This is a genomic window from Moorena sp. SIO4A5, from assembly GCF_010672005.1.
GTDB lineage: Bacteria > Cyanobacteriota > Cyanobacteriia > Cyanobacteriales > Coleofasciculaceae > Moorena.
Map to the genome: position 1 here is coordinate 1 of NZ_JAAHHZ010000093.1, position 24,935 is coordinate 24,935.

The following is a 24,935-nucleotide window of genomic DNA, read 5'->3' on the forward strand; positions in this document are numbered from 1 at the left end:
CTCCCTACTCCCTACTCCCTACTCCCTACTCCCTACTCCCTACTCCCTACTCCCTACTCCCTACTCCCTACTCCCTACTCCCTACTCCCTACTCCCTACTCCCTACTCCCTACTCCCTACTCCCTTTGCTATATAAATAACTAATTTAATTGGCCTCTAAAAATTCCTGTTTAAATTGGTAAAACTTAATTTTAGCATAAATATTTTTCAAGTGCTTCTTAACCGTGTTGAGAGTAATGCGCAATTCATCAGCAATCTCCTGATAGCTGTAATCAGCACGACGCAGTAACCAAACTTCGGCCTCACGAGGAGTCAAGTCATATTTATTCACCTCTGCGATCGCAAAACTCTCAGCATATTGATCGTGATTTTCTAGTGTTACTAAAATGCAGGGATTTTCAAAGGAGTCTAAGGTGAGCTTAACGGCTCGAATCCGAAAAGATGTTGAGGGATCAGTAATAATTTCAGACTCGATAATTATTGACTGATTTGGATATAACTCACAGCTATCGAGCACAGCTTGGCAAACACGCCTGATTTCTTTGGGAACAACGTTAGATTTTGACCTATCCACTGCCAGTTGAGCACAAATAAAGCGACCATAGCAATTGCTATGAACTAACTCTCCCTGAGCGTTCAGAATCAAGACACCATCCATTAATCCTTCTACTACCCCTTGTAAGAGAACACCGTTAAACTGTCTTGCCTGAGTATTCATCCTCTAGACCTATGTGAACGTTACGAATCTGCAACAGAGCAGGTCCCTACTACAGGTACCTACTACAAGTCCCTACTACAGGTTCCTACTACAATCCATAGGTGTAGCGGCTTTGAGCTTATGCAGTAGCTTATCGAGTTCTGGTATCACTAGTTCACAAGAGTGGGTCAGTGTTGAGTTGTAAGCATATGCGCTACGCGCAGGCTACGCCAACAGCAGTCAGCGGTCAGCGGTCAGTGGTCAGCGTTCAGTGGTCAGCGTTCAGTGGTCAGCGGTCAGTGGTCAGCCTTGTGGGACAGGCTTTGGCCTTGGCCTTTGGCCACGCTACGCGAATGGCCACGCTGTGCGAACGACGCATCGGACCTAACCCATAAGCTAATAGCTGATAGCTGATAGCTGATAGCTGATAGCTGATAGCTGATAGCTGATAGCTGATAGCTGTTCGCGTAGCGTGCGCGTAGCGCATATGCTTAGCTCAGCACTAGTGTCATTCATTTAAAATCTAGAAACTGAGTTAGAAAAGGTAGTATAAAAAGACTCAGAAGGATAATGACAATCATGAATAACTTTAATGTTAAGCTATCTTCCTGTTCGAATTCATTCCCTGTCGAGTTAACGATGTTTTGAAAAATCGAATTATCTAAGGGCTTCTTCCACCATGGTCTTTTTTGTCTTTTTCGTGGATGTTTTTCTGTTTGAGTCATTGGCACTTGGGTATTAGTATTCGTAAGTTTTGAGATTAGCTTAGTCATGGAAGGGTGCATCTCATATTTGTAAAAAAGTTGCGTAGGGTGCGTTAGGGGGGCCTCATTTTCCGCCTCGTAGCCAGGGTTATGTTGCTGCCCGTAACGCACCACGGTGTCAAACAGCAAAAATGAGATGCACCCGTCATGGAATAGATCTTATTCAAAATCACTCCTACCTTAAAGAATATTTTTGGAGAGCGAAACTATAGTAAAACCAAACTAGTATTGACGGTAAAAACCACGGAATCAATACTAATGCTGAGATATAAACCTGCAATACAAATAATCCGTATATTCCTGTTATACTTCCCAAGGTTAATACCTGTTCATGTCGCTGTAGTAAGGTTTTTTTTACCAGGATAATAGTAGTCCATTTTCCTAGGAATGCCCCTAGAAAAATAACCCAATGATCAGGAATCCAAACTACCCGATGCTGCCGGATTATATGGTGAACCATATAAGCAAATACTTCTCCTCTAGTTAATACTTCGAGGCACTGCTTTAGATCCTGTTCAACAGGTTGATAGTAATGGCACCAATAGCCAGCAACTGACGGAAAGTAAAAGTCATCTTCGGTGTCATTGTAGTCACCATGGGTGATGATAACAACTTGCTGCATCACATGCTGTTGGAGTTCTGGATTAGGCACAGGAAAATTGAGAAGTTCCTTAGCTGTAATAGATTTGTAGACTTGTCTAGGAGGAATAGAAAAGTCAATAATGGAAGCTAGTCCAAAAGGAGGAGCAGATTGATTGAAAGGAATCAGCCCTTGATTGTGAGTCTTTCCTGGCTTTAGATAATCACTGACTTGGGACTGAAAATCTACTGTACTGTTTAATGTTGGCTGGGGTAAACTATCTGAAGATGACTGGTGATTGAGCAGATGAGCTACTGCTAGCTGATAGGCAAACGGACATGACTCGTCGATACAGGTGGGATCTAGAGGCTGTTCAATAGTCCAAGGCTCAAAGTCTATGTATCCTTCTAAACTCCATTTGCGACTAGCGACTTTATCTTGTTTATCTGTTGCTAGCACAAACCAAGTATTCTGCTTTTCCACAGCAGAGCGAATCGCTTGATCAAGGTTTTCGTATCTAGGTTGGTAGATATGCCGACTGTAGTAAATGCCGATTACTTGAGCATTCAAGGCGTATAGGTGTCTTACCAACTTGGCTAAGTATTCGGAATCAATCAACTTACCTTGTGTGCTTTCTATTGCTTCATCAGCTTGATCTAGAGATTCCTGATCGATAGCAACTAACAAAACAGGCGCTAAGGTATGCTTTGGTAATTGATTCGTCAAATTACGATAGACAGCTTGAACAAACGCTCGGATGTCGAACAATAATTCGACTTGAATAGCTGGGATGACGCTCAGCAGTAAAACTGTTCCCAATGCGATCGCTTCTGGTCTTGTCGGTAACCACTGCTGCAGCATTTTCTTCCAATCAAACCGCTCAATGCGATAGGGAATCAAACCGGGAGGATTAAATAAAGAGGGAAGCAGATAGGCAGAGGGATAGGCAAATTTTTCTACGGATTGAAGATGTTGACAGGCTTCGAGTAGTGCATCGTAAACATCTCTATGGTCAGCTAGGGGCTTACAGAACTGCTGGAGAAAACTCTGAGCCACATCATTGCGAATGGGTTCCCGCATCACTATTACCTGTAACCCAAGTTTAATCAGAGAGTTAGCAATGCTCAGACCACTGCAGGAGTTGAAAATGGCCAGCTGCAATTGATTTTCCCTAGCTTGAGTTAATTTTTCTTCGAGTTCACTAATCGACAGGGATATATTCGGAGCGATCGCAAGTCTTCCTCCTGTGGTTGTGGTTTCATCGCTATGTCCAGCAAAGAACAGCACATCCCAGCCTCGTTGATCACAGATAGCATTAGCAATTTTAGTTTTGATATCGACATGGTTTTCATGGGGTTGCCAGGTTACTCGCTCGACCTCAGCAATAGACTTAAGCGATCGCACAGCTTTCCAATCGTCCTGCAACGGTAGTCTGGGATCATCTCCGAAGATAGCTAGAATACGGGTTTTTCTACGGTGCGCGTTTCCTAGCGCTTTAAAAAAGCCCGGGGTCGCACCGCAAGCTGTCAGGGGCTTAGTACAAGCAATGGGATCCGGATTATCCATAGCGCTTCTGAAAATGCGAACCCTCCCCAGGGGTGTGCCTTCAGGAGCAAGTTCCCAAGTTTCCCATGGTAACCGTTCCATTTCTATAGAGTCACAAGCTACGAAAATATCAACACTGGGGTGAGTACCAATCCCCTTGCCTTCTTCCGATATCACTTGAGCAACACGAGTCAATTCGTCTCGAATCCGCTGTTGAATCTTACGAACGTTTCCTTCTCCTAACCAACGCTGGAAAGCATTGATGAACTCTCTTTCTGCCTCCATCAAATCATAACATGGGTCACCTGAACCAGGATTAATTCTGCCACTATCTCCTATAGGTTTCACTGACGGAAATTCGTAAAATCTAGTGTAGCGCTGTCGCCAGCGTTGATAACATCTTTGTATTTCTTTGGAATAGTTTAGACTGGCAGATAGCTGCCTTATCCTGTTATCCCATAGCAGCAAAAAAAAACAAGATTTATCATCTGTTTTATGCAAAATTTTTAGTTCAAAAACAGTATTCATTACCCAAAATAATCCTCGTTTTTTTATATGGTTGCCGGTTACCTGTTCTAACTTTAATACTCCCTACTCCCTACTCCCTACTCCCTACTCCCTGTTTACTAAATAACTTAAAATCCTGTTTAACTAGGCTGGAATGCATAAGGAGATAAGGTCTGTGCTGAGCTATCCGGTGGGATAATGGTCACAACAAATTTTTCATCTGAGCGTCCTTCCACACGGGCAAACAGAAATGGATCATCAAGCCCTGATACAGGCTCATGTATAATAGACCTTAGATTGCTAACTTGTAGCTTGAATCCATCAGGTAAAGGAGTACCCAGCTGGGTTCCTAAAATTACCAGCAATGACCATTTTGGTGGAGGAATTGGAGAGTCAATCGCCCAGGTTACCGCACATAGTCGTAAAGCAATTTCACCTAAATCAATGTCCTGATAGGATCGACCTGGTTCGGGAGGAATGTCCATTCCTTGATATCTAAGCTCGTTAATCACATTCTCGAATTTATCAATTGACCGAAATACCGATAAATTACCAGTAATGGTTTGAGGGATAAACAATCCTAAACCTTGGGCAAATTCATCTAATTTACCCTCCAACCATTGTTGTGTATTGATAGCCTTTTGAGTTAGGATAGTAAATACTTCTGTAATCCGAATCGAAAGGGACGTTGTTCTCTGTGGAGTTAGTTGCCATTGATATAATAAATCCAGTAATTCAGGACTTTGGAGTATAGTCAGCCCTTGCTCCCAAGTTAACGTTTGCCAAAGAGTTTGCTCAGGATATTGTAGGCGTTCTAATAATGTTTCTAATGTTTCCAAGTCAGGTTGGTTAACAGATAGCCTAGGGAGGTAATTAGGGGAAATTACTGGTAGCTTAATGACAGCGGAATCCAAGAAACGTAAATAAAATAGTAGGTGATTTGGCTCAGAATCAAACAATGACAGAGGTAAACTATAGTTCCAATCAACTTCAGGATGTAAATTACAAACTTGTCGATAATTAACCAGTTCGTCGTAACGGATAAAGCCTCGAATAATAGCAGTTTCTAGCTCTTCTTGCACTTCAATCACAACATAGAAATGAGCAGCAAATTCTGGTAAATCAATGGCGGCTATCGGTACAGTTACTACTTCATCAATTAAACTCTCACTGGTAATTAAACAAAGCTTAAATTCGCCTACTATAAGATTACATACCGCTTCAATCACATTAGCGTATTTAGGTTGTCGTAAAGAACAACAATTCTCAGAAATCAAAATATTAGCTAACTTTTCCTCTAACCATTGTGTAAAACTAAGTAATGCTAGTCCATTCAGATAGGTTTGCCATTGGCGTGCTTCTGAGATGACTTGATTACTCATTTGTACTGCTTGCTCAAACTGTTCGGACTCTAACCAAATACATTCTGGTTGCACAAGCCTGAGGTCGGTGGAATTAACAGAATAACTAGTCATGATTTTCCTGCTTCGCTTTCTCAAGGTAGCGGCATAGTCGCTGGGTATATAGGCTATTAGTAGAACACTTTTTCCCTGTCATGATTTCTGCAGCTGCTTCTTGGAAGACTTCAGCATCCACGAAAGCTTCTAGGTGTTCCATCAGGTTTCTGAAATAGTCTGGATCCCTAGACATATTTGCCAGATTAAACTGATGTGCTGCATGGGAGATAATGTGGAAAAGTTTGTCTATTGTCCAAAACCGCACCCGATTGAGCAGATCCTTTGGATTTAGCACCCGGCTCACTTGGGACTGATTGGTCATTCCTAAAATAGAGGCAATCTCGGCTTGAGATTTACCGTGACAGTAGATCAGTTCAAGACCTGATATAACCTTTGATGCAAAACGGGCATAACTTCGACTGCGCTCTAGCTTGGTAATACGGTCAGTTAGCCCTTGCTCTATCCCCAAATCCAAACAGGCTATGAGTTGCTGACTACAGAATTGCTGTAATTCTTGTCGTGCGATCGCATCTAAAGTGTTGGTGAAATTTTGGTCTGGTAACTCTCGGTTCCGTCCAGTATCCGAATCCGACACCTCTAGGGATTCCGATGGCGGAAATCCGCTGCGAATCCATATGTCATATCGCCTTAGCACTCTGGCTAGATGTTTGAGTTCATCCCTCAGCTGTACTAGAGAGTTGACAATTACCGATTTTTCCTGCAAGAGGTGGCTCATTTCTTCAAGTTGAGCCTGGGTGGGATCGGGACAACGTCTAGCTTTTTTTCCTGGCTGTTGGCGTCTGTCCCGACGGTAGACCCCATGAAAGGCTTCTAGAATATTGCGATCGCGTGGCAAGAGTTGTTCAAATTGTGTCGGTCTAGCTCGATTCAGCAGCGCCCAGTCACTGAGAAAACAAAGTCCCCGCTCCGATAAGAAGTCTTTGAGTTTGGGATTTTGTTTGGTTTGATAGTAGACCCAATCATCTAACCTAGACTTGGATGGGGAATTCAGATTATATTTTCGTAATACTTCAACGGTAAAAAATTGGTAATCGGTTTTTTTGGTTTCCCTATCGCCATTCAGGATAAGTTGAGTTATACCATCCTGATCTAAGATGATTAGCACTTTTCCATCATCATCAAGCACAAATGGCAGCAAATCCCGATAGGTGAAGTGATTGCTAGCGCTATATAAACTAGCCAGTTTCTTGCAAGCTTTCAGGATTGGGTAAGAGACATAGCAACGAAGACAAAGTCCTGCTCTAGCACGACTTATGGGTGACCCAGACGCCTCAGGGTGAAACCAGGCGTATAGGGAGGTTTGAATGTCCCGATGCTGCTCCACCGACAAATGCGTTCGCGAAGCGGTTCGATGTTCCGTTCGCGTTTCTGGAGCATCTAATTCTAGACACTTCTGTTGAAAAAACTCCCATGCTAGCGGTAGTAACAGTTTTTTGTAACCACACCCAACACTAGCAGGATCAAGTCTTAAAATTTCCCAATATCTCGATAGAGGCACCATCCTTACACTTTTGCTTAGCTGTGCCATATTGTCTCATACAAATTATTAGGTTTGCAGTACCCAAACGGGTAATTTTTTGTAAAAGATGATATGCTATAATTCAGCTTTTTTTGATCGCAAGATAAATGCAAAGTTGAGTCAAGTTCCATTAATCACTTCTTAAATAGTTCCTGGATTTTTGAGTCAGGGTAATCTGTAATGCCTAATCATCAACTACTAATTACCCATTACCTTTTACCCAATTACCAATTCCAATATCAAGCATATATTAATTAGTTAACCAAATTGGAGATTGATTTGATATTACTTCTTTATCCAGGATTCAATGACCGATAAATTACCCCCAATTTACTTCTACATTCCTCAGGGTTTCTGGCCGGACACCATGCCCAAAAGTGCCGATGAGAACTGGAAAGGCTTTGGGATTGGTATCTATGCCTGGACTTTACAAACCTATCTGCGCCTGAAAGCCGATGGTTTCCCTTGCGAACTAGTAGCAGAATTGCCCACAGAGGGGATTGTTCTGATCCACCGCAATTGCTTACGAGCTCACAAAGACCAGCTCAAGCCAGGACCAAAGTTATTGCTGATTTGTATTAAAGCTGAACAAAGACCCTATCCCTATGCTCAACTCCATGTGGTACAAAATCCTCTGGAAACAATGCATCTGCGCAATAGTTACTATTTACCCCACTGGACTCAGCCAGGGTTAATTCAGCGCCATCCAGCAAGATGCGATCGCTTTGAAACCATCGCCTTCTTTGGTCATGAAAATAATCTAGCGCTAGATTTAAAGCATCCCTCCTGGCAACAACAACTCCAAGCACTGGGGTTATCTTGGCAACCAGTAATCAATCGCAATCATTGGCATGACTATAGCAACCTAGACAATCGCTGGCATGACTACAGTAAGATTGATGCTATTGTGGCTGTGCGTAGCTTTGAGGGCAACACAGCCTGCCTCCACCGCAATTACCTGACCAAACCAGCTACCAAACTCTACAATGCTTGGCTAGCAGGGGTTCCTGCTATTCTCGGAGGTGAAGCTGCTTATCAAGCAGAACGCTATAGCCCACTAGACTATCTGGAAGTGGCTACCCCTAGGGCGTTAATTTCAGCCCTTAAGCGGTTGAAAGAAGAGCCCGATTTACGTATCGCTATGGTTAAAAATGGTCGAATTCGTGCCAAAGCGATCACCCCTTCAAGTACTACGAAGAAGTGGCGTTATTTCTTAGAAACTATTGCATTACCTGCTTATTATCGTTGGTGCAATCAATCTCATTGGTCTCAACAGATTACCTTGGGACAGGGTTATCTTGGCTTTCAGGGAAATCGAGTTAAAGATAAACTAACAAGAGTTTTATTAGCTAGCAATAATTCCAGATAAAAGTCGATGGTAAATGGATTTTGGTATCATTATGATATAGAATTTATCAATTTATTGATGTACTTAAATCGCTGGTTTTTATGGAATAGGGAGTATAGATGCAGCCCTTTTTAAACAACAAATATTTTCACCTATAATTATAAAACGCTATACTTAAAGTAGATACTAACCCAATAGTACTTATTAACCATTCCTAACTATGGTTCAAGCAGTATCAAAACTATTAACCTTTGACGAATTCTTAGAACAGTACCCAGAGGATGGAGGAAACTATGAACTTCGTCAGGGTAGAATTGTAGCTATGCGTCCCACCGGTTTGCACGAACAAGTAGCAGCTCTCATTGCCAGAAAACTCGATGTCGAAATAGAGAGACTTTCACTACCCTACTTTATTCCTCGAACTTGTCTTGTCAAACCCTATCAACAGGGAGAAGGTTATTTACCAGATATCATTGTTTTGGATAAACAAACTGTTGCGGAAGATCCATACTGGAAACAAAAATCAAGTATCTCAATCGGTAAATCAGCTAAGTTAATCGTGGAAGTCGTTAGTACCAACTGGCAAGATGACTATCTAACCAAACTGGCTGAATACGAAAAATTTGGCATTCCCGAATACTGGATTGTTGACTATAAAGCCTTGGGAGGAACCCGATACATTGGGTCTCCTAAAATTCCTACAGTTTGGATATACGAGTTAGCTGATAATGAATATAAAGAAGGCAAAACCTTTACGGGTTGTGATTCTATTGAATCACCAATTTTCCCAGAATTAAAACTGACTGTTGACCAGCTGGTCAAGGCCGGAACATAAACCTTTGGTGGCTCTACCACACAAAAATGGATATATTAGGGGATATAGCGTTTGTATTTGAAATGTAAACCTAGGAGGTCTTTTTTTACTATCCAATAAAACTCCGGATCTCTTTTCCCTTTTGCCTCTTGCCTTTTGCCTCTTGCCTTTTTAGGCAATTCGTGTGTTTACAACCCAGATACAAATGCTATAAAAGTAATGAAACTCTTCTACTACCAATACTCACCCAAACGATTCCCTGGTGGTCTCAATAACTTTGGCGATGACCTAAACCCTTGGCTATGGCAACAGTTAATCCCTAACTTACTAAATGACGATGAAAGCACCGCCTTTGTTGGAATCGGTACCCTCCTAAATAATTTACTATCCAAGCGTTTACCCAATGCTCGCCGAATCATCATTTTTAGTAGCGGAGTCGGTTATGAAAAGTTACCAAAACTCCAAGATTCCTGGACAATTTACTGTGTAAGAGGACCCCTCTCAGCCAAAGCCTTAGGCATTTCCCCTCAATTAGCCGTTACCGATGGAGCAGTGTTAGTCAGACGACTCTTCCATCCCACCAGTCAAAAAATCCATCAATTTGCCGTTATGCCCCATGCTAAATCTGCCAGATATGGCGGTCAAGCCTGGCATCAAATCTGTGAACAAATCGGCTTTAAGTATATTGACCCTCGTTTGCCTGTCGAGGAAGTATTATCTGCTATCAGCCAAACCAACATCTTACTAACAGAAGCTATGCATGGCGCAATTGTAGCCGATGCGCTACGAATTCCTTGGATTCCCATCTGCACTAATCCAACTATCTTAGCATTTAAATGGCAGGATTGGTGCTTATCTGTTGGTTTGAAATACCAACCCCAATATATCATGCCTCTGTGGGATTTATATCCTAGAACAGCACGGGGAATTCGTTCATCAATCCGTTATGCTCACTTTTGCTTCAATTGGCTCAAACAAGATCAGTTGCGTTCAGTCAAGACACTTTGGGGTGAAAAACAACAATTAATCGCCACTCAACTATTCAGAATCGCTCAAACTACCTCTCCCTACTTAAGTAAAGACCATCGCATCGAGCAACTTACCACTGAATTAGAAGAAAGGTTAGATAAATTGAAATCAAAGATGAATGATCAAGGATAAATTATGAAGGATGAAATATAAATTTCGATGTTGCTGAACTAAGGAATGAAATAATATAAAGTAACCTTGTATTAGTTATAAATTCCCAATTACCGATTCCTAATTCCCCATTATTGCTGATTTTCCACACTCCGATAACGGAGCCATTCAGCGATAAAAGCAACTGCACCTGATACCAGGATTAACAAAACACTAAGAGCATTTATATCTGGCTTAACACCAATGCGGATGCGGCTAAAGATTTCCATGGGTAGGGTAGTTGCACCAGTCCCAGCCGTAAAACTAGAAATCAGAAAATCATCCATACTTAGGACAAAAGACAATAAACAACCGGCAATAATCCCTGGCATCAATTCCGGTAGTAATATTTTTAGAAAAGCTTGTAGGGGCGTTGCTCCTAAATCAAGGGCTGCTTCTTCTAGGTGAGGGTCAAGTTGGGTGATACGGGAGGAAACAACAATGGCAATATAAGCCAAACAGAAAACTATATGAGCTGCTATGATAGTCCACAGACTAAGAGGAATAGCCATAACTGCCAAAAAGATGAGAGTTGCCACTGCGATCGCAATATCTGGGATAATCAGGGGTAAGTAGGATATCCCTCGATACAAGCGTTTCCCTGGAAACTGGTAACGGGCTAAACCGACTGCCATCATGGTACCCAATACCGCAGAAATCCCTACTGCCACTAGCGCTACCGTGAGACTATTGAATAGTGCGGTCCTTACACTCTCGTCCTGCCATAGTTTCAGGTACCACTTAAACGTGAATCCCTGCCACTGAGCACTGTATTTAGAGTCATTGAAGCTATAAAACGTCAGTACCAGCAGGGGTAAGTACATATAAAAGAACATCAGCAGGGAGAAAATACCTTGCCAAGAAACCCGGAGTTTTGGTTGAGAGTTTACCATGTCTAGGGGAAGCTCCTCCTGCTGATGGTAGAGTTGCTCATTAGTCATTTGTTAATTGTTAATTGTTAATTGTTAATTGTTAATTTTACTTGTTAATTTTACTTGTTACTTGTTACTTATTAATTTTACTTGTTACTTGTTACTTAATTTAAAGTTTATAGTTGAAATTTTCAATTTTTAGGAATGCAACCCTTTTCTTGTTATAGGTATCCGTGTAGGAATTGTGAGAATTGTTGATCCGAATTTCCCTACTCCCTACTCCCTACTCCCTACTCCCTACTCCCTACTCCCTACTCCCTACTCCCTACTCCCTACTCCCTACTCCCTACTCCCTACTCCCTACTCCCTACTCCCTTTTCTATAGTGCTAGGGCTGTGCTTTTGGATCACCATACTTAATCAAAAGTGCGATCGCTATACTCACCACCAAAATTAACATCATACTCAAAGCTGACCCAAATCCCCAGTTTTGAGTAGCTCCTAAAAACTGGTTATAAATCAATCTTGCTCCAGTCATACTCGATGCTCCCCCTAGCAATTCCGGATTAACAAAATCCCCTAATCCAGAGATAAATACCAGCAAAGAACCTGCAGCAATTCCTGGTAGAGTTTGGGGTACAGTTACTTTCCAAAACGTTTGATAGGGATTTGCCCCTAAATCCGCCGCCGCTTCTAACAAACGTTTGTCTAATTTTTCTATAGACGCATAGAGAATCAACACCATATATGGCAGAAAGCTGTAAGCCATTGCAATCAATACAGCAGCACTACGATTGAGCAAATCCAACCCTGGTAGTCCAAGACTAGTCAGTACTGTATTGAGAACCCCAGTCGGTCGCAGAATGGTAATCCAGGCATAAGAACGCAGTAGAGATGATGTCCACAACGGTAAGATAAAACCCAGCAGCAGTAAATTTTGCCACCGCTTGGGTGCTAGCTTAGCAATCCAATAAGCCACAGGAAATCCTAGCACAAGACAAATCACAGTGGTTCCCATGGCCAAAAAAAGCGATCGCCCCATCACTTGCAAGATTACTGGATCAAATACCCGCAAATAATTATCAATACCAGACGGATTGACCACATCTCCTGGTCTAATGTTGGGTACCAAACTTAGCTCAAAAATCACTAGGGTTGGCAGCACCAACAACAAAGCTAACCATATACCTGCTGGACTGAGCAATCCTAGGGGTTCTAACCACTGCCATCGTAAGTGTCTCTTATCTTGCATAACTGGGGATTCAGCAATGTTCTCAGTAACGCTTTCAGTGTTATTTATCATTAGTTTTTAATCATTATTTCTTATTCATTAATCCAAGACTTATAGCCTTTTTTTTTAATGCTATATTATGATATCTAGATTTAAACCTTTTAAAAAGGTGAATTATTATTTAGGATTTTATCACTATAAATTGGGATTTAATTTGTTAAAAATAGCAGTTTTAAATAGCGTTTCGCTCTTTTTGAGAGGTATTTTGAATGGTATGTTTATTTCTGCATTTCCGTACTATTTTCCTAAACTTTAGGGTGTTGAAAAGGGCTAATTCCTAACTCCTAAGCACTGGTCAACTGAGTCCAGTATCGGTCATAAAGTTCGCTAACCTCGTCAACAGGTGCAAGACCTTCACAACGTTCTAACGCTGATTGTTCTGGAAACAAACTTTGATCCTCTTGGATGTCACGGGACAATAGCTTAAAGGCTTTCTGGTTTGGTGTGGCGAAGCTCAACCGTTCACAAATTTGAGCAGCAACATCTGCTTCTAACATAAAGTTAATCCAAGCGTAGGCACCCTCAAGATTGGGAGCTGTTTTGGGAATTGCCAAGGTATCGGTCCACAAGGAAGAACCACTTTTCGGTAGGACGTACTGCAAATCTGGGTTTTCTGCCATGATTTCAACAGCATCAGAGGAGTAACACATCGCAAGCCATAAATCCCCACTTAGGATTTGCGATCGCCAAGCATCAGAAGAAAATGAAGCAATACTTGGTTTTAACTCCACCAACGTTTCATAGGCCTTTTTGATCTCCTGGGGATTGGTAGAGTTGTACGAGTAACCCAACATTTTCAAAGTTGCACCCATCACTTCTCGCACATCGTTGAGCAAAGTCATCCGTCTCGATAATTTATCTTTATATTGCCAAAGATAGCTCCAATCCTCCGGTACCTTAGATAGTTTTTTGGAGTTGTAAATCAAACCTGTTGTTCCCCAGCTCAGAGGAATACTGTGCAAATTGTTGGGGTCATATATAGGATTGAGGAACTTAGAAAACAGTCGATTTATTCCGATGATGCGTTCAAAATCCAGTTTCACCAACAGATCCAACTCCACCATCTTCCGCACCATGTAGTCAGACGGGTAGATAATGCTATAGGCTCCACCCCCAGAAGCCTGAAGTCGAGCAAGCATAGCTTCGTTGGAATCAAAGACATCGACTACAGCTTTGATTCCAGTTATTTCCTTAAAGCGGTCTAGTAGCTCATCATCGGTATAGTTAGTCCAAGTGTAGATAAATAGTTTATTTCTGTCACCTGGTGAAGGAGGTGTTGGTCTGACCTCAGCTAGAGTCCAGCCACATCCAGACAAGGTTAGACCTGATAGGGTAGCGACCGTGGCTAGCTGTAAAAAGTTGCGCCTTGTAGGGCGTTTTAGTAATGATTGTCGATCCTTAGAAAGCACGATTGAAAAGGTTGAAGGTTGACGTTTGTTTTTGCCCAGGCGTCCGAAGTAGGGTAGGTTGAAGAAAGTTATTCACAACGGATTACCCATTACCCATTACCCGAAAATGGATAGGATAATTAATCCACCAGAATTGATTTAGTCAACAAATAAAAATCTCTTGCTCTACTCAGCACTATTTTCCAAGCAAACTAGGCTCAAAAACTACCGAAATCCTCAAATTATTCCTCCAACACTCGACAATCCGTGGGTGCCCAACGAGCATAAATTGTCGTGTGAGGGTCTGGTAACTTGTTATTGGTGTTGGCCAGTATGACTCTGAGACAGTCGCCACTGAGTAACTCCACCACACACTGAATATGAGTACCCAGGTACATCGCGTGTTTGAGACGTCCTTCAAAGCAATTCATTGTAGTAGTAGTAGTTGTTGTTGTTGGGGGGGAAAGACTCAGGCGAATTTTCTCTGGTCGTACACCTACTACAATATCCTGAGTATTAGAATTATCCAGGACTTCTCTAACGGATGGAGACTCAACCACAATCTTGATACCAGTCTTGGTGGTAATTTCGAGTGAGTCGGCATCGGACTGTTGCAGACGACCTTTAAATAAATTGGTATCACCGATAAAGTCTGCCACAAAGGTTGTCCGAGGATTTTCATAGATTTCTCTGGGGGAACCAACTTGCTCAATTTTACCTGCACGCATCACAGCGATACGGTCAGAAAGACTCATAGCTTCTTCTTGGTCGTGGGTCACCATCACAAAGGTTAACCCCAGGTCTTGATGGAGATTTGACAGTTCCACCTGCATCTGTTTGCGCAGCTTGAAATCTAGCGCTCCCAAAGGTTCATCCAACAACAGCACCGCTGGTCGATTAACTAATGCTCGGGCTAATGCCACTCGTTGCTGTTGACCCCCAGACAATTGAGGGGGATACCGATTCGCCAATCCCTCCAGTTTCACTTGTTTGAGGGCTGCTTTGACTCGTTCCTCAACCTCCAATGAGGGTAGCTTTTTTAGCCGTAGACCGAAGGCAATATTTTCGGAAACACTCAGGTGATTGAATAGAGCATAACTTTGAAAGACAGTATTGACAGGTCGGCGGTGTGGTGGAATATGATTCATCGAGCGTCCCTGAATCATTACCTCCCCAGCTGAAGGCATCTCAAATCCCGCTACTAAACGCAAGGTTGTAGTCTTGCCACAGCCAGACGGACCAAGAATGCTAAAAAATTCTCCTCGACGGATAGTTAAGTCAACACCACGAACAACAGTCTCGGTGTCGAACACTTTAAAAACCTTCCGGAGTTCAACATCAAGTTTAGCTGTAGTCGTAGTAGTCGGACGTGGTTCTTTAACAGTCGTTTGAAACATGGTGGTTATTTCAGCAGTAGTGATGCCCCCAGAGTCATGCCTCGTCTGTCTGCATCTGTGCAACACGGTTTCTCTCCTTGGGTTTATTTTATCCTCCAACCTAAAAATACTCCTGCAGTAGCTAAACAGATCTGCACTGATCCAGTAGCTGAGGTGCAGAAGTAAATTGCTGGGTATTAGCCGTGACTAGGTATTAAGCTAATGGTAAGAGCTATTAGAACAGGGGCAAATCAGAGCCTCCTTAATCAAGGCTTTGGGGCAGATCTAGGTGAATTAGTGTGGGCAATCCCAAGGGCATATTCCAATTCTGCTCACTACACCCGGTCACCCTCAACCCCATACCCAGTTTTAACCGACAAGCTTGGGGCGTGAGTCCTGTTGTTTTGTTGTCAATTGTCAATCCTTAATTCTTAATTGAAAAGGGAGACTTATTCGGAATCAAAGCCAATAGGTTACTGGGATTGATCAGGTGACTATTCGCCTTAATTGCCCAATTCCGTGTTCTCCAAGTGCGATTCCCCATTCTCAGACCTCTGACGATGACATTAATTCAGCCTTCCTTATCTCCATTTGCAGTGCATCGATCTAATTCCCGCACTGTCGGACGCAAATACCAATCCGTAGTGATTATGGTACTGATTAGCCTATTCTTGCTGGGGGGAATTGCTTCCCGTTTAGCGTATTTACAGCTAGTTCAAGGGGAACGCAACCAACAGCTGGCAGAAAATAACCGGATTCGTCTGATTCCCAAGCCCCCTATACGGGGCAATATTTTTGACCGTAAGGGAAGAGTATTAGCTAGCTATCGGTTGTCTCACTCGGTATTTGTGTGGCCGATGGTTCTTAGGCAGGAGCAATGGCCCCAAACTCGCAAACGCCTGTCCCAAATTTTGAAGATACCAGACGCTGAGATTCAAAAGCGTCTGGAACAAGCGGGCTATAACTCTCCTTACCTACTTCGGATTGCCCGTGGTGTTACTCCCGCTCAAGTTACTGCCTTGGCTGAGTACAGCAATGAATTACAGGGGATAGAGGTGGATATTGATGCCTTGCGGTACTATCCCCATGGACAGCTATCGGCTCACGTTCTAGGTTATACTGGAGAGCTGGACTATGAAGAGCTGCAACGGCGTAAACCTGACGGCTACCGCCTCGGTGATGTGGTTGGCAAAATGGGGGTGGAGAAGTCCTATGAGCATCTGCTACGGGGAGAATGGGGCGGTCAGCAAGTAGAAGTTGATGGTGCTGGACGAGTCGTCAGGGTTCTGGGTCAGAAACAGGCACAAGCGGGTAAACCTATCCATATAACCATCGATATAGATGTGCAGAAGGCAGCCGAGGCAGCATTAGGCGATCGCAAAGGGGCAGTCGTGGCTATAGACCCCAACACCGGTGCTGTCCTCGCAATGGTTTCTCGTCCAACCTTTGACCCGAATATTTTCTCGACTCGCATCACCTCAGAAACCTGGCGAAAGCTACAAGGCAGAGGGAATCCGTTTATCAACCGGGCAATGCGAGGGTTTCCTCCAGCCAGTACATTTAAGGTGGTCACGGCTTCGGCGGGTATGGAATCTGGTCGGTATTCTCCCAAAACTGTTTTACAGACTTATCCTTACCTGTATGTCGGTGGTCATGCCTTTGGGGAGTGGAACCGAGCCGGATTTGGTCCAATGGGATTTGTGGGTGCTATGGCTTGGAGCAGTAACACCTTCTTTGGTCAAATCGGTCGAGGGGTTGGGGGGAAAACCCTGATTGAATGGGCTCGTAGATATGGCTTTGGTGAAAAAACTGGTATTGAGTTATCCGGCGAATCCAGTGGTTTGATAGTGGATGATGCCTGGAAGCGGAAAAACTACAATTGGGGATGGACCGTTGGGGATACCATAAATATGTCTATTGGTCAAGGGTTTACCCTAGGAACACCCTTACAATCCTCGGTGATGTTTTCTGCAGTTGCCAATGGTGGCTATCGGGTTAAACCCCACTTGCTCAAGAACAATCAGGATGCTATTAAAGGGCGAGTGTCCATCAATATGAAGCCATCAACGATTCAGACCCTGCGCCGAGGATTGCGAGCTGTGGTAACTGGGGGAACAGGAGCGGCATTGAGGGTGCCAGAGTTGCCTCCTGCCGCTGGTAAGAGTGGAACAGCAGAGGCTCCTCCTGGGAAAGCTCATGCTTGGTTTGGTGGTTTTGCCCCCTATGATAAACCCGAGATTGCGGTTGTTGCTTTTGTGGAACATTCCGGCGGCGGTGGAGGTTCAGTGGCAGGACCAATTGTGCGCCAGGTGATGGAGGCTTATTTTAAACATAAATAGTCTTAATTATGTTTAATCTCTAGGAGAATCTGGTTAGTCATTTTCGACTCAGGATTAACCAACTCATGGCTAACCAACTCAGGATTAACCAACTCATGGCTAACCACTCAAGGTGTTGACATGATCTGAATTCCCTGACTCGATAACTTGGTCACCCAAAACTCCAAATCTGGGTCAGTAATCTCAATGCTTACTTTCTGTTGAATTTCCTGGGCTTGCTCCTGGGACTCGCACAGGGCAAATACCGTCGGACCGGAACCAGACATCATGGTTCCTATCGCACCACTATTCTCAAAGGCTTCCCGTAGTTGCAAGACTTGGGGGTGATTGGGTAACACCACTTTCTCTAAATCATTGCGCAATAGTTTTCCAATCTGTCCCCCATCCTTATTGAGGATTTCCTTAACCATCGGACCACTATGAAAACGATTAGCACGGGATTCTAAGTCCTCAGGCTCCCGGATATAGGTTTCCCCAAACTGATTCCGATAAGTCTGATAAGCCCAAGCAGTAGAAACCATGAGACTGCGGTATTTACCCAACACGACATATAGAGAATCTAGTCCCGGTAGGGCAGACAATCGCTCACCTCTCCCCAGAGCTAGAGCGGTGCCACCAGCAAGGCAAAACGGCACATCCGATCCAAGCTGTGCTGCCAATTGTTCTAATTCCGGGTGGGTTAATCCCAATTGCCACAACATATCGATTCCTACTAACACAGCCGCTGCATCCGTCGAGCCACCAGCTAGTCCAGCCGCTACAGGAATTCGCTTGTGGATAGTAATTTCCACACCACCCAAGTTAGCAAAATACTCAGGAAACTCCTCCCACATCAAGGCAGCTGCTTTATAAGCGAGGTTGCTTTCATCCGTTGGCACTTCGGGATGATGACAGTGGACTTTAATCTCCTGTGTACCAATGGCACGGATGTCGATTTGATCAGCTAATTCGATGCTTTGGAGAATCATTGCGAGTTCGTGATAACCATCACCCGCATCACCGAGGATTTCCAAATACAGATTGATTTTAGCTGGGGCATTTAGGGAGTATGAATGCATTCTTTATGGTGATCTGATTCGCTAGGGCTATCCATTGAGCAACACTAAGGTCTTCGGCTCGGGCTTGAGGGCTTATTTCTAATTGTTCCAGCAATTGGGTGATGCGATCGCGTTCAATTACAGATTTTAAATTATTGCGCAACATTTTACGTTTGCTGCCAAAGCCCAGTTTCAATAGTGTCTCCAAGCATCTGGGGTCAGAAGCTGGTGGTTCGGCTAGGCTCGGATGTAAGCGCACCACAGCAGAATCCACCTTGGGGGGAGGAGAGAAGGCCGACCCAGGGACATCGCAAATCAATTCACATTCGGCGAGATACTGCACCCGCACTGATAATGCCCCGAATTGTCTACAACTGGGTTTGGCATATAACCGCTGAGCGACTTCTTTTTGCACTAGCAGCACGATTAAATCAAACCCTGGCACAGCTGGCTGAGTAATAGTACCTAGTAACTTTTCCAGAATTGGACCGGTGATATTATATGGGATATTGGCAACAACTTTATTAGGTTTTTGTAAATTAGAAAAGTTAGCTAACAATGTATCTAACTCTAGGGATAGAAAGTCCCCTTGCAGAAGTAAAAAATTATCTATCTTACCGAGTTTTTTTACTAAAAATCGGCACAAGTCTCGATCAATTTCTACCGCCACTACAGACTGAACAAAAGGCAGTAACCGCTGGGTAAGAATGCCAGTACCCGGACCAATTTCTAGAATGCGATCGCTTTTTTGTAAATTAGCGGCTGTCACGATTTGGTTGAGTGCCTCCTCGCTACGCAGCCAATGTTGAGCAAATTTTTTACGAGCTTTTAACGTCATTGCCCAATTTTATAGCATTTATCAATTCGGTCCCCAATTGGTAAGCTATCAGCGTGTCGCTTATCAGTTATCAGCTAATGCGCTACAGATGGTGCTACTTGAGGTGCTATCAGCGTGTCGCTTATCAGCATATGCTTACCTTTCAATTATCATTAATCTGGAACTATTAAATTCTCCCTAAAGAGGTTTATTTTAACCACCTCAATTCCCGTGAGCTTTTAGCTGACGGCTGACGGCTGACGGCTGACGGCTGACTGCTTACATCACGTCTAATTGGGTTGATACCATAAATGTTAGTTTTTAATTAACCACTAACAAGTAACCAAGTTCCTTGAATTATCAGTAGTAAACCGACCAACAAGATTTTAAAGGTTCCTCAATGGATTTTCAGGAAGTTCTGGAACAAACCTTGGTTTTGCCAGGCGTAATTCTTAGCAACACGCTTTAACTTGGCAATATTGCTCCGAGTCGCATCATCCATTGTGTCATTAGTGATTTCCGGTTGTAGACGCAGGTAACGAGAAACTGTTGCATCTTCGGATTCTAAGCTACCCATCAACTCTTTGGTAATATACCGGTGAATGTCAGAAGGAGCATCAAATAGCACTTCAATCAATCGTCCTTGCCATCCCCATTGTCCCAATCCCCAGCCTTTAGCTTTTTCCCAAGGAATGGAGCGGTTGGATTCTCCTGTGCCAATCGAGATTATAGAAATTTCCTCAAGGGAATGATTTAACCGGATCGCTTCAGCTAATGCACAGCTTGAGGGATTATTCGCCCCAACCCCACCATCAATTGCCGAGTAAGTCTTGCTTTGAGTCTTGAGCTGATGGGCTGGAAAATAGGTGGGGGCAGATGCGGAACAGACACAGGCTTCCCATAAGGGAACATCAAAATAATCTTTGTCTTCACGCCAGCTTTTAAAGACAATCGGCATGCGACTAATGGTGTCGTAGGCTGTGATCAACAGCCGAGGTGAATCGTAGATATCCGACAGTTTGGTCGTCCCAAACTGTTCTTTCATCACCTCAATTAACCCCTGATTGGAGTGTTTAGGAGCAGAAAGACCATACTGAAGGATCACCTTAAGCCGCTTTAGTGAAAAACGGCTGGTGTAGCGGAAAATCCTTTCCCCTTTCTGTTCATAAAGTCTAATCATCTCCCGACTGGGGATGCCAGTGGCAATCCCGGCAGCCAAGATTGAACCAGTGGAGGTACCTGCAATTAAATCAAAATACTTGTTGAGGGGCTGGTTAATCTCTTTCTCCAATTCTGCCAAGATTACTGCTGCGATAACGCCCCGAATACCACCGCCATCTAAGCTGAGTATGCGAAAAGTCATGATCCCCCTAAAAACCCACGATGTTGAATTATTCCTCCTACCTATTGTGACGGGTTCTAGTCACTTCCAGGGTGATATTACCTCCAAAATCTGGAATCGGGGCACCAGGTTTGCTTAACTGCACCTGAACTTGCTCCACCTTATCGAATTCTAGAATCGCATTAGCAATTTGAACTGCCAATTTTTCGATCAGGGCACATTTTGAGGTTTTAACCAAATGCTTGACAGTATCAATAGTTTGCCGATAATCCATGGTATCCCTAAGGTCATCACTTTCTCCCGCAGGGCTTAGATCTAGCCACAGGGTCAGGTCTACTTCAAACCACTGTCCTAGGGTCTGTTCTTCCGGTAGGTAGCCAGTGTAACCGTAGCAGCGAATATTGCTCAGTTTAATACAGTCCATCATTTGTCAAGTTTTCCCTCATCTATGCTTTATCACCAAAGTCAACGATTGCCATTAGCGCTACTACTTTGGGTTAATCGCTTTTAAAATCTAATGTTTAAAAATGAGAATTGCTGGAATTTACTACCAGAATTTTTGTCTCAATTCAACCCCTAGCATACAACGATATCTCTTGCTGTGCTTTCACCCTTCGTTCTCTTGGTGCGCGTTCACGCTTGTCGGGACACCCGACCGGGGTCGCACCGCGTCGCAAAAAGTGCGGTGTTGCACCGCTGCCTAAGTCCGCTCCTTTATTAGATTTGTACCCAAGCAATCCATAACCAGGGACTTGTGTTTTATAGTCTTAGTCTGTTCCAGTCTCTAAGGATACTGCTGGAGAAAGGGGTTTCCCGATTTGGGGTTCGGTACCTGTAAGTAGACGCTGGATGTTACTGCGGTGACGGATGATGACATATATGCCAGCAGCAATACCAAATAACTCATAGGCAAGAGGAGCTTTGGTAAGGTACATCAGTAGGGAAACAGCGATCGCACCAGCAATGGAACTGAGAGAGACAATACGAGAAATTGCCAAGACTACTGCAAATACACCTAAGGTTCCTAACCCTACAGGCCAAGACATGGTGAAGATAACACCTATACTGGTCGCAACGGATTTACCTCCGGTGAAGTTTAGCCAAATGGATTTACTATGACCAAAGATAGCAGCAAACGCAGCTAATGCCACTAACCAGGGTTGCCACGTTTCAGGCAGTAGGGAAACTTGTGTCAGGGTATAAAAGCCATTGACTAGACTAATAGCAGCTACTCCTTTCAAGGCATCAATCAGTAATACCACCACTGCTGGTCCTTTGCCCACAGTTCTCAATATATTGGTGGCACCGGTGGAGCCAGAGCCATGCTCACGAATATCAATATCTTTAAGCCAGCGTCCTGCTAGGTAACCAGTAGGCAGGGAACCTAATAAATAGGCTGAGATTACTAGTAGCCCACTCCAAGTTAAGTTAAGTACCATTGGTGTCATGTTGAAAATTTTCACAAGATCCGGCATTGACATCCTCCCGCCGCTAAATCCGGCGATTATAGCGGGGGATTCCTAAGACTCACGACTTAGGTTTCTGCTTCCTTCTCCCTTTTTTTGGAGTTTTTCGCACCAGCCTTCCGAGACTTACTCTCCTCGGGTCTTACGGTCGCTCCACAGACTGACACGGCAAGCCCTGCCGCCAAAATATTAATTGATGCGTTGATATCGCGATCGTGGTGAGTATTGCAAGATGGACAATCCCACTCTCGAACATTTAACGGTAAAGATTCGACGCGATTCAAGCACACAGAACATAACTTGCTACTGGGAAACCATCTGTCAATTGATACAGCTTCACGGTTGTACCACTCTGACTTGTATTTGATTTGACGGATTATTTCTGCCCAGTTAGCATCACTAATCACCAGCGCTAATTTGTGGTTTTTGACCAGATTTTTCACAGCTAAGTCCTCAAACGCAATCAATTGGTTTTCTTTGACCAGTTTAGTAGTTAGCTTGTGGGTAAAATCCCTTCTAGCGTCCTTGATTTTTGCGTGTATCCTGGCTACCTTCAATCTGGCTTTGTAGCGATTGTTAGATCCTTTCTGTTTCCGCGACAAAGCTTTTTGGTATTTAGCCAGTTTTTTCTTGAGCTTTTTAAAATGCTTTGGGTTAGCAATCTTATCTCCGTCACTGGTTGTAATTAGGCTAGTAATTCCTAGATCAAAACCAACTCGTTTATCCGTGGTAGGTAAACTCAAGTCTCTAGGGTCATTGAACCTGATCGAGACATGCCAACGATTGGACGGATCTAAACTAACTGTAACGGTACTTGGATTGCAGTTTGCAGGTAGCTGACGACTCCAGCGAATAGGCAAAGGTTCTTGACATTTAGCTAGATATATCTGACCATTTTTCCATTTAAATGCGGATTTTGTGAATTCCGCACTACCACCATTCCGCTTTTTCTTGAAGTTTGGATATTTAATGCGACCTGCAAAGAAGTTCGTAAAAGCAGTTTGAAGATGTCTTAATCCCTGTTGAAGTGGAACAGAGCTAACTTCATTTAAAAAGAACAAATCATCCTCTTTCTTCCATCCTGTCAACATTGAGGAAGTTTCTTTATAGCTGACTCGTTTTTGGTGCTCGTACCATCCTTTTGTTCTAGCGTCCAAGGCTTTGTTGTATACAAGTCTTACGCAGCCTAGAGTTCTCCTTAACAGAGTCTCCTGTTCAGGGGTTGGGTAAAAACGGTAACGGTAAGCTTTTTCAGTCATGCTTACATTTTAAAGCGTTCCGTGTAAGATGTCAAGGGGAGGTGCAGCGCACCTAGCAATTCATGAGGGGCTGTGTGCGGAACCTGCGTCCGCACTTTATACGCCCCGTCTCCCGCTAACCCTACCGGTATAACGGGAGTATTCTTGCTCTTAAGGATAATCGTCATAGGTATACATCTGCCGAGGATCAGGTGCAAAAGCCAACCATAGGGGAAATTGCAATAATGAGAGACTGATTTTATCTTCGGTTTCGTCAACAATGATTAAGGCTAACTGATCCCGCTTGATCAGTCGTTCCGCTTTTTGAACCAGGGCTATTGGATCTTCAAATAAAACAACTCCCCGTTCTGGACCAAAATCACTACGGGATATTCCTAGGCAGTCCTGTAATCCTCTGCGCCATTCTCCCAGTCGTTCTGGGGTGTTGGCAAGGACAAGAGTACGTAGGCGATTGTCGTATAGTGTCCGCAACACGGATATAACCGCTGAGGCAATCAAAACATTTTGTAAGCGGCTCCCCATAGTTTGCAGCGCACCACGACCACCTTGGGAAAAAAACCACTGAGACACTTTTTCAGCGTGAATTGGCTCAAAGGTACGACGCAGTTGCCAGGGAGGACCATAATAATCTGGCATTTTGCGATATTGATCCAACAGCTGACGAATCTGTCGGACTTCGTCTTTAAAGGCTTGTTCGGCAAATTGTGGGTTGCCTCTGGTCGGGGGTGGTGGGGGGTCTTCTAATGGTGACCGTGGTGCTTCGGTTGGCGGCTGGGAGAGTTCCAGTTGTTCAGCAGCAGCAGCTAGGTCTTGTAAGGAGCCAACCAAATAATCTTTAAAGCCTTGAACCCGAATGGCTAGCTCTTGAGATACACCCGCAAAACTGGTGCGCATTTCTTCACGAATGCGTTCCCGGCGGCGTTCTAATTGCTCAATAGAAATTTGCAACTTTTGCTTGCGTTGCTCCAGTTCGGTCAGACCTTCAAGTATCATCCGCTCCACAACTGCTTGGGTGGTTCCCAATTCCTTTGAAACCAGTGACTGTTCATGGTTTTGCAGATGGGCAATTCTCTGTCTCAACTCCTGTTCTTTTTGCTCAAGTTCAGCCACAGTTTGAGCTAAGCTAGCCATTTTTTTTGCTTGATCTGAAGACTGCCCTAGTTGAATTTGACTTACTTTCTCCTCCTGCAGCGGATCACTTGACTGTGTGGCTTTAGCTTTGTCATGGTCTGATAGGGTCAGAGAAATGGGAGGAAGGTCGGGAGCTTGAGAGTTATCCCTAGGAGTAGCCCTATCCTGATTTGGCAAATTTGACTCC

General features: G+C 43.8%; 21 protein-coding genes. 6 read left to right on the forward strand and 15 right to left on the reverse strand.

Features of this window, described 5'->3' with window-relative positions; all coding sequences use genetic code 11:
* Window positions 1–145: 145 nt before the first annotated feature.
* The gene (locus F6K57_RS24025) at window positions 146–718 is read right to left on the reverse strand and encodes a helix-turn-helix transcriptional regulator (protein WP_293071143.1); all 573 of its coding nucleotides are present in this window, start codon (window positions 716–718) and stop codon (window positions 146–148) included.
* A 188-nt stretch (window positions 719–906) separates the two neighbouring features.
* On the opposite strand from F6K57_RS24025, the gene F6K57_RS24030 reads away from it, so the two are divergent.
* A complete protein-coding gene (locus tag F6K57_RS24030; protein ID WP_293026463.1) occupies window positions 907–1,092 on the forward strand; it encodes a hypothetical protein in 186 nt (61 codons plus the stop codon).
* Window positions 1,093–1,636: 544 nt separating this feature from the next.
* Here F6K57_RS24030 and F6K57_RS24035 read toward each other — a convergent pair.
* The 3 genes from F6K57_RS24035 to F6K57_RS24045 form a co-directional block, all read right to left on the reverse strand.
* Window positions 1,637–4,114: a CHAT domain-containing protein gene (locus tag F6K57_RS24035; protein ID WP_293071145.1), complete on the reverse strand. Its 2,478-nt coding sequence runs from the start codon at window positions 4,112–4,114 to the stop codon at window positions 1,637–1,639.
* 119 nt (window positions 4,115–4,233) lie between these two features.
* Complete coding sequence (locus tag F6K57_RS24040; RefSeq protein ID WP_293026467.1) at window positions 4,234–5,568, reverse strand: DUF1822 family protein; 1,335 nt, start codon at window positions 5,566–5,568, stop codon at window positions 4,234–4,236.
* Window positions 5,561–7,099 carry a hypothetical protein gene (locus F6K57_RS24045; RefSeq protein WP_293071147.1) on the reverse strand — a complete coding sequence of 513 codons (1,539 nt, stop codon included), beginning with the start codon at window positions 7,097–7,099 and terminating at the stop codon, window positions 5,561–5,563. The genes F6K57_RS24040 and F6K57_RS24045 overlap by 8 nt, the downstream gene beginning before the upstream one ends.
* A 298-nt stretch (window positions 7,100–7,397) precedes the next feature.
* Here F6K57_RS24045 and F6K57_RS24050 point away from each other — a divergent pair, with 298 nt between their 5' ends.
* From F6K57_RS24050 to F6K57_RS24060, 3 genes are all read left to right on the forward strand, one after another.
* The gene (locus F6K57_RS24050) at window positions 7,398–8,459 is read left to right on the forward strand and encodes a hypothetical protein (protein WP_293071149.1); all 1,062 of its coding nucleotides are present in this window, start codon (window positions 7,398–7,400) and stop codon (window positions 8,457–8,459) included.
* Window positions 8,460–8,658: 199 nt separating this feature from the next.
* A complete protein-coding gene (locus tag F6K57_RS24055; protein WP_293071151.1) occupies window positions 8,659–9,273 on the forward strand; it encodes a Uma2 family endonuclease in 615 nt (204 codons plus the stop codon).
* A 198-nt stretch (window positions 9,274–9,471) separates the two neighbouring features.
* Window positions 9,472–10,413 (forward strand): polysaccharide pyruvyl transferase family protein, encoded by a 942-nt coding sequence (locus F6K57_RS24060; protein WP_293071153.1) that lies wholly within the window; start codon window positions 9,472–9,474, stop codon window positions 10,411–10,413.
* 110 nt (window positions 10,414–10,523) lie between these two features.
* On the opposite strand, the gene F6K57_RS24065 is transcribed toward F6K57_RS24060, so the two are convergent.
* Window positions 10,524–11,372, reverse strand: coding sequence for an ABC transporter permease (locus tag F6K57_RS24065; protein ID WP_293071155.1), 849 nt, complete (start codon window positions 11,370–11,372; stop codon window positions 10,524–10,526).
* 182 nt (window positions 11,373–11,554) lie between these two features.
* Between F6K57_RS24065 and F6K57_RS24070 the strand changes: the two genes are divergently transcribed.
* Window positions 11,555–11,722, forward strand: coding sequence for a hypothetical protein (locus tag F6K57_RS24070; protein WP_293071157.1), 168 nt, complete (start codon window positions 11,555–11,557; stop codon window positions 11,720–11,722).
* Here F6K57_RS24070 and F6K57_RS24075 read toward each other — a convergent pair.
* The 3 genes from F6K57_RS24075 to F6K57_RS24085 all read right to left on the reverse strand — a co-directional run bounded on the left by F6K57_RS24075 (window position 11,691) and on the right by F6K57_RS24085 (window position 15,378).
* Complete coding sequence (locus tag F6K57_RS24075) at window positions 11,691–12,554, reverse strand: ABC transporter permease (RefSeq protein ID WP_293071169.1); 864 nt, start codon at window positions 12,552–12,554, stop codon at window positions 11,691–11,693. The genes F6K57_RS24070 and F6K57_RS24075 overlap by 32 nt on opposite strands.
* A gap of 323 nt (window positions 12,555–12,877) precedes the next feature.
* On the reverse strand, window positions 12,878–14,002 hold the full coding sequence (locus F6K57_RS24080) for a spermidine/putrescine ABC transporter substrate-binding protein (protein WP_293071159.1): 1,125 nt from the start codon (window positions 14,000–14,002) through the stop codon (window positions 12,878–12,880).
* Window positions 14,003–14,223: 221 nt separating this feature from the next.
* Complete coding sequence (locus tag F6K57_RS24085; protein ID WP_293030115.1) at window positions 14,224–15,378, reverse strand: ABC transporter ATP-binding protein; 1,155 nt, start codon at window positions 15,376–15,378, stop codon at window positions 14,224–14,226.
* Window positions 15,379–15,953: 575 nt separating this feature from the next.
* Between F6K57_RS24085 and mrdA the strand changes: the two genes are divergently transcribed.
* On the forward strand, window positions 15,954–17,696 hold the full coding sequence (mrdA, locus tag F6K57_RS24090) for a penicillin-binding protein 2 (RefSeq protein ID WP_364303959.1): 1,743 nt from the start codon (window positions 15,954–15,956) through the stop codon (window positions 17,694–17,696).
* Between the two features lie 107 nt (window positions 17,697–17,803).
* On the opposite strand, the gene ispE is transcribed toward mrdA, so the two are convergent.
* From ispE to F6K57_RS24125, 7 genes are all read right to left on the reverse strand, one after another.
* Window positions 17,804–18,754: a 4-(cytidine 5'-diphospho)-2-C-methyl-D-erythritol kinase gene (gene ispE, locus F6K57_RS24095; RefSeq protein WP_293071163.1), complete on the reverse strand. Its 951-nt coding sequence runs from the start codon at window positions 18,752–18,754 to the stop codon at window positions 17,804–17,806.
* Window positions 18,723–19,571, reverse strand: coding sequence for a 16S rRNA (adenine(1518)-N(6)/adenine(1519)-N(6))-dimethyltransferase RsmA (rsmA, locus tag F6K57_RS24100; protein ID WP_293071165.1), 849 nt, complete (start codon window positions 19,569–19,571; stop codon window positions 18,723–18,725). The genes ispE and rsmA overlap by 32 nt, the downstream gene beginning before the upstream one ends.
* A gap of 376 nt (window positions 19,572–19,947) precedes the next feature.
* A complete protein-coding gene (locus F6K57_RS24105) occupies window positions 19,948–20,913 on the reverse strand; it encodes a CBASS cGAMP-activated phospholipase (protein ID WP_293071167.1) in 966 nt (321 codons plus the stop codon).
* Between the two features lie 37 nt (window positions 20,914–20,950).
* Window positions 20,951–21,316, reverse strand: coding sequence for a dihydroneopterin aldolase (gene folB / locus F6K57_RS24110; protein WP_293044580.1), 366 nt, complete (start codon window positions 21,314–21,316; stop codon window positions 20,951–20,953).
* A gap of 343 nt (window positions 21,317–21,659) precedes the next feature.
* The gene (gene plsY / locus F6K57_RS24115) at window positions 21,660–22,340 is read right to left on the reverse strand and encodes a glycerol-3-phosphate 1-O-acyltransferase PlsY (protein ID WP_364303965.1); all 681 of its coding nucleotides are present in this window, start codon (window positions 22,338–22,340) and stop codon (window positions 21,660–21,662) included.
* Between the two features lie 86 nt (window positions 22,341–22,426).
* On the reverse strand, window positions 22,427–23,617 hold the full coding sequence (locus tag F6K57_RS24120; RefSeq protein WP_293018365.1) for an RNA-guided endonuclease TnpB family protein: 1,191 nt from the start codon (window positions 23,615–23,617) through the stop codon (window positions 22,427–22,429).
* 150 nt (window positions 23,618–23,767) lie between these two features.
* Window positions 23,768–24,748: a DUF3086 domain-containing protein gene (locus tag F6K57_RS24125; RefSeq protein ID WP_364303967.1), complete on the reverse strand. Its 981-nt coding sequence runs from the start codon at window positions 24,746–24,748 to the stop codon at window positions 23,768–23,770.
* Window positions 24,749–24,935 lie beyond the last annotated feature (187 nt).

Excerpts from the sequence above, each read along its gene's own strand:
- F6K57_RS24045 (WP_293071147.1), bottom strand. The coding sequence starts at position 7,099 with ATGGCACAGCTAAGCAAAAGTGTAAGGATGGTGCCTCTATCGAGATAT.
- F6K57_RS24105 (WP_293071167.1), bottom strand. The coding sequence starts at position 20,913 with ATGACTTTTCGCATACTCAGCTTAGATGGCGGTGGTATTCGGGGCGTT.
- F6K57_RS24040 (WP_293026467.1), bottom strand. The coding sequence starts at position 5,568 with ATGACTAGTTATTCTGTTAATTCCACCGACCTCAGGCTTGTGCAACCA.
- F6K57_RS24035 (WP_293071145.1), bottom strand. The coding sequence starts at position 4,114 with ATGAATACTGTTTTTGAACTAAAAATTTTGCATAAAACAGATGATAAA.
- rsmA (WP_293071165.1), bottom strand. The coding sequence starts at position 19,571 with ATGACGTTAAAAGCTCGTAAAAAATTTGCTCAACATTGGCTGCGTAGC.
- F6K57_RS24030 (WP_293026463.1), top strand. The coding sequence starts at position 907 with ATGCGCTACGCGCAGGCTACGCCAACAGCAGTCAGCGGTCAGCGGTCA.
- F6K57_RS24085 (WP_293030115.1), bottom strand. The coding sequence starts at position 15,378 with ATGTTTCAAACGACTGTTAAAGAACCACGTCCGACTACTACGACTACA.
- F6K57_RS24125 (WP_364303967.1), bottom strand. The coding sequence starts at position 24,748 with ATGGCTAGCTTAGCTCAAACTGTGGCTGAACTTGAGCAAAAAGAACAG.
- F6K57_RS24075 (WP_293071169.1), bottom strand. The coding sequence starts at position 12,554 with ATGCAAGATAAGAGACACTTACGATGGCAGTGGTTAGAACCCCTAGGA.
- F6K57_RS24065 (WP_293071155.1), bottom strand. The coding sequence starts at position 11,372 with ATGACTAATGAGCAACTCTACCATCAGCAGGAGGAGCTTCCCCTAGAC.
- F6K57_RS24055 (WP_293071151.1), top strand. The coding sequence starts at position 8,659 with ATGGTTCAAGCAGTATCAAAACTATTAACCTTTGACGAATTCTTAGAA.
- folB (WP_293044580.1), bottom strand. The coding sequence starts at position 21,316 with ATGGACTGTATTAAACTGAGCAATATTCGCTGCTACGGTTACACTGGC.
- F6K57_RS24025 (WP_293071143.1), bottom strand. The coding sequence starts at position 718 with ATGAATACTCAGGCAAGACAGTTTAACGGTGTTCTCTTACAAGGGGTA.
- ispE (WP_293071163.1), bottom strand. The coding sequence starts at position 18,754 with ATGCATTCATACTCCCTAAATGCCCCAGCTAAAATCAATCTGTATTTG.
- F6K57_RS24050 (WP_293071149.1), top strand. The coding sequence starts at position 7,398 with ATGACCGATAAATTACCCCCAATTTACTTCTACATTCCTCAGGGTTTC.
- F6K57_RS24120 (WP_293018365.1), bottom strand. The coding sequence starts at position 23,617 with ATGACTGAAAAAGCTTACCGTTACCGTTTTTACCCAACCCCTGAACAG.
- F6K57_RS24060 (WP_293071153.1), top strand. The coding sequence starts at position 9,472 with ATGAAACTCTTCTACTACCAATACTCACCCAAACGATTCCCTGGTGGT.
- plsY (WP_364303965.1), bottom strand. The coding sequence starts at position 22,340 with ATGACACCAATGGTACTTAACTTAACTTGGAGTGGGCTACTAGTAATC.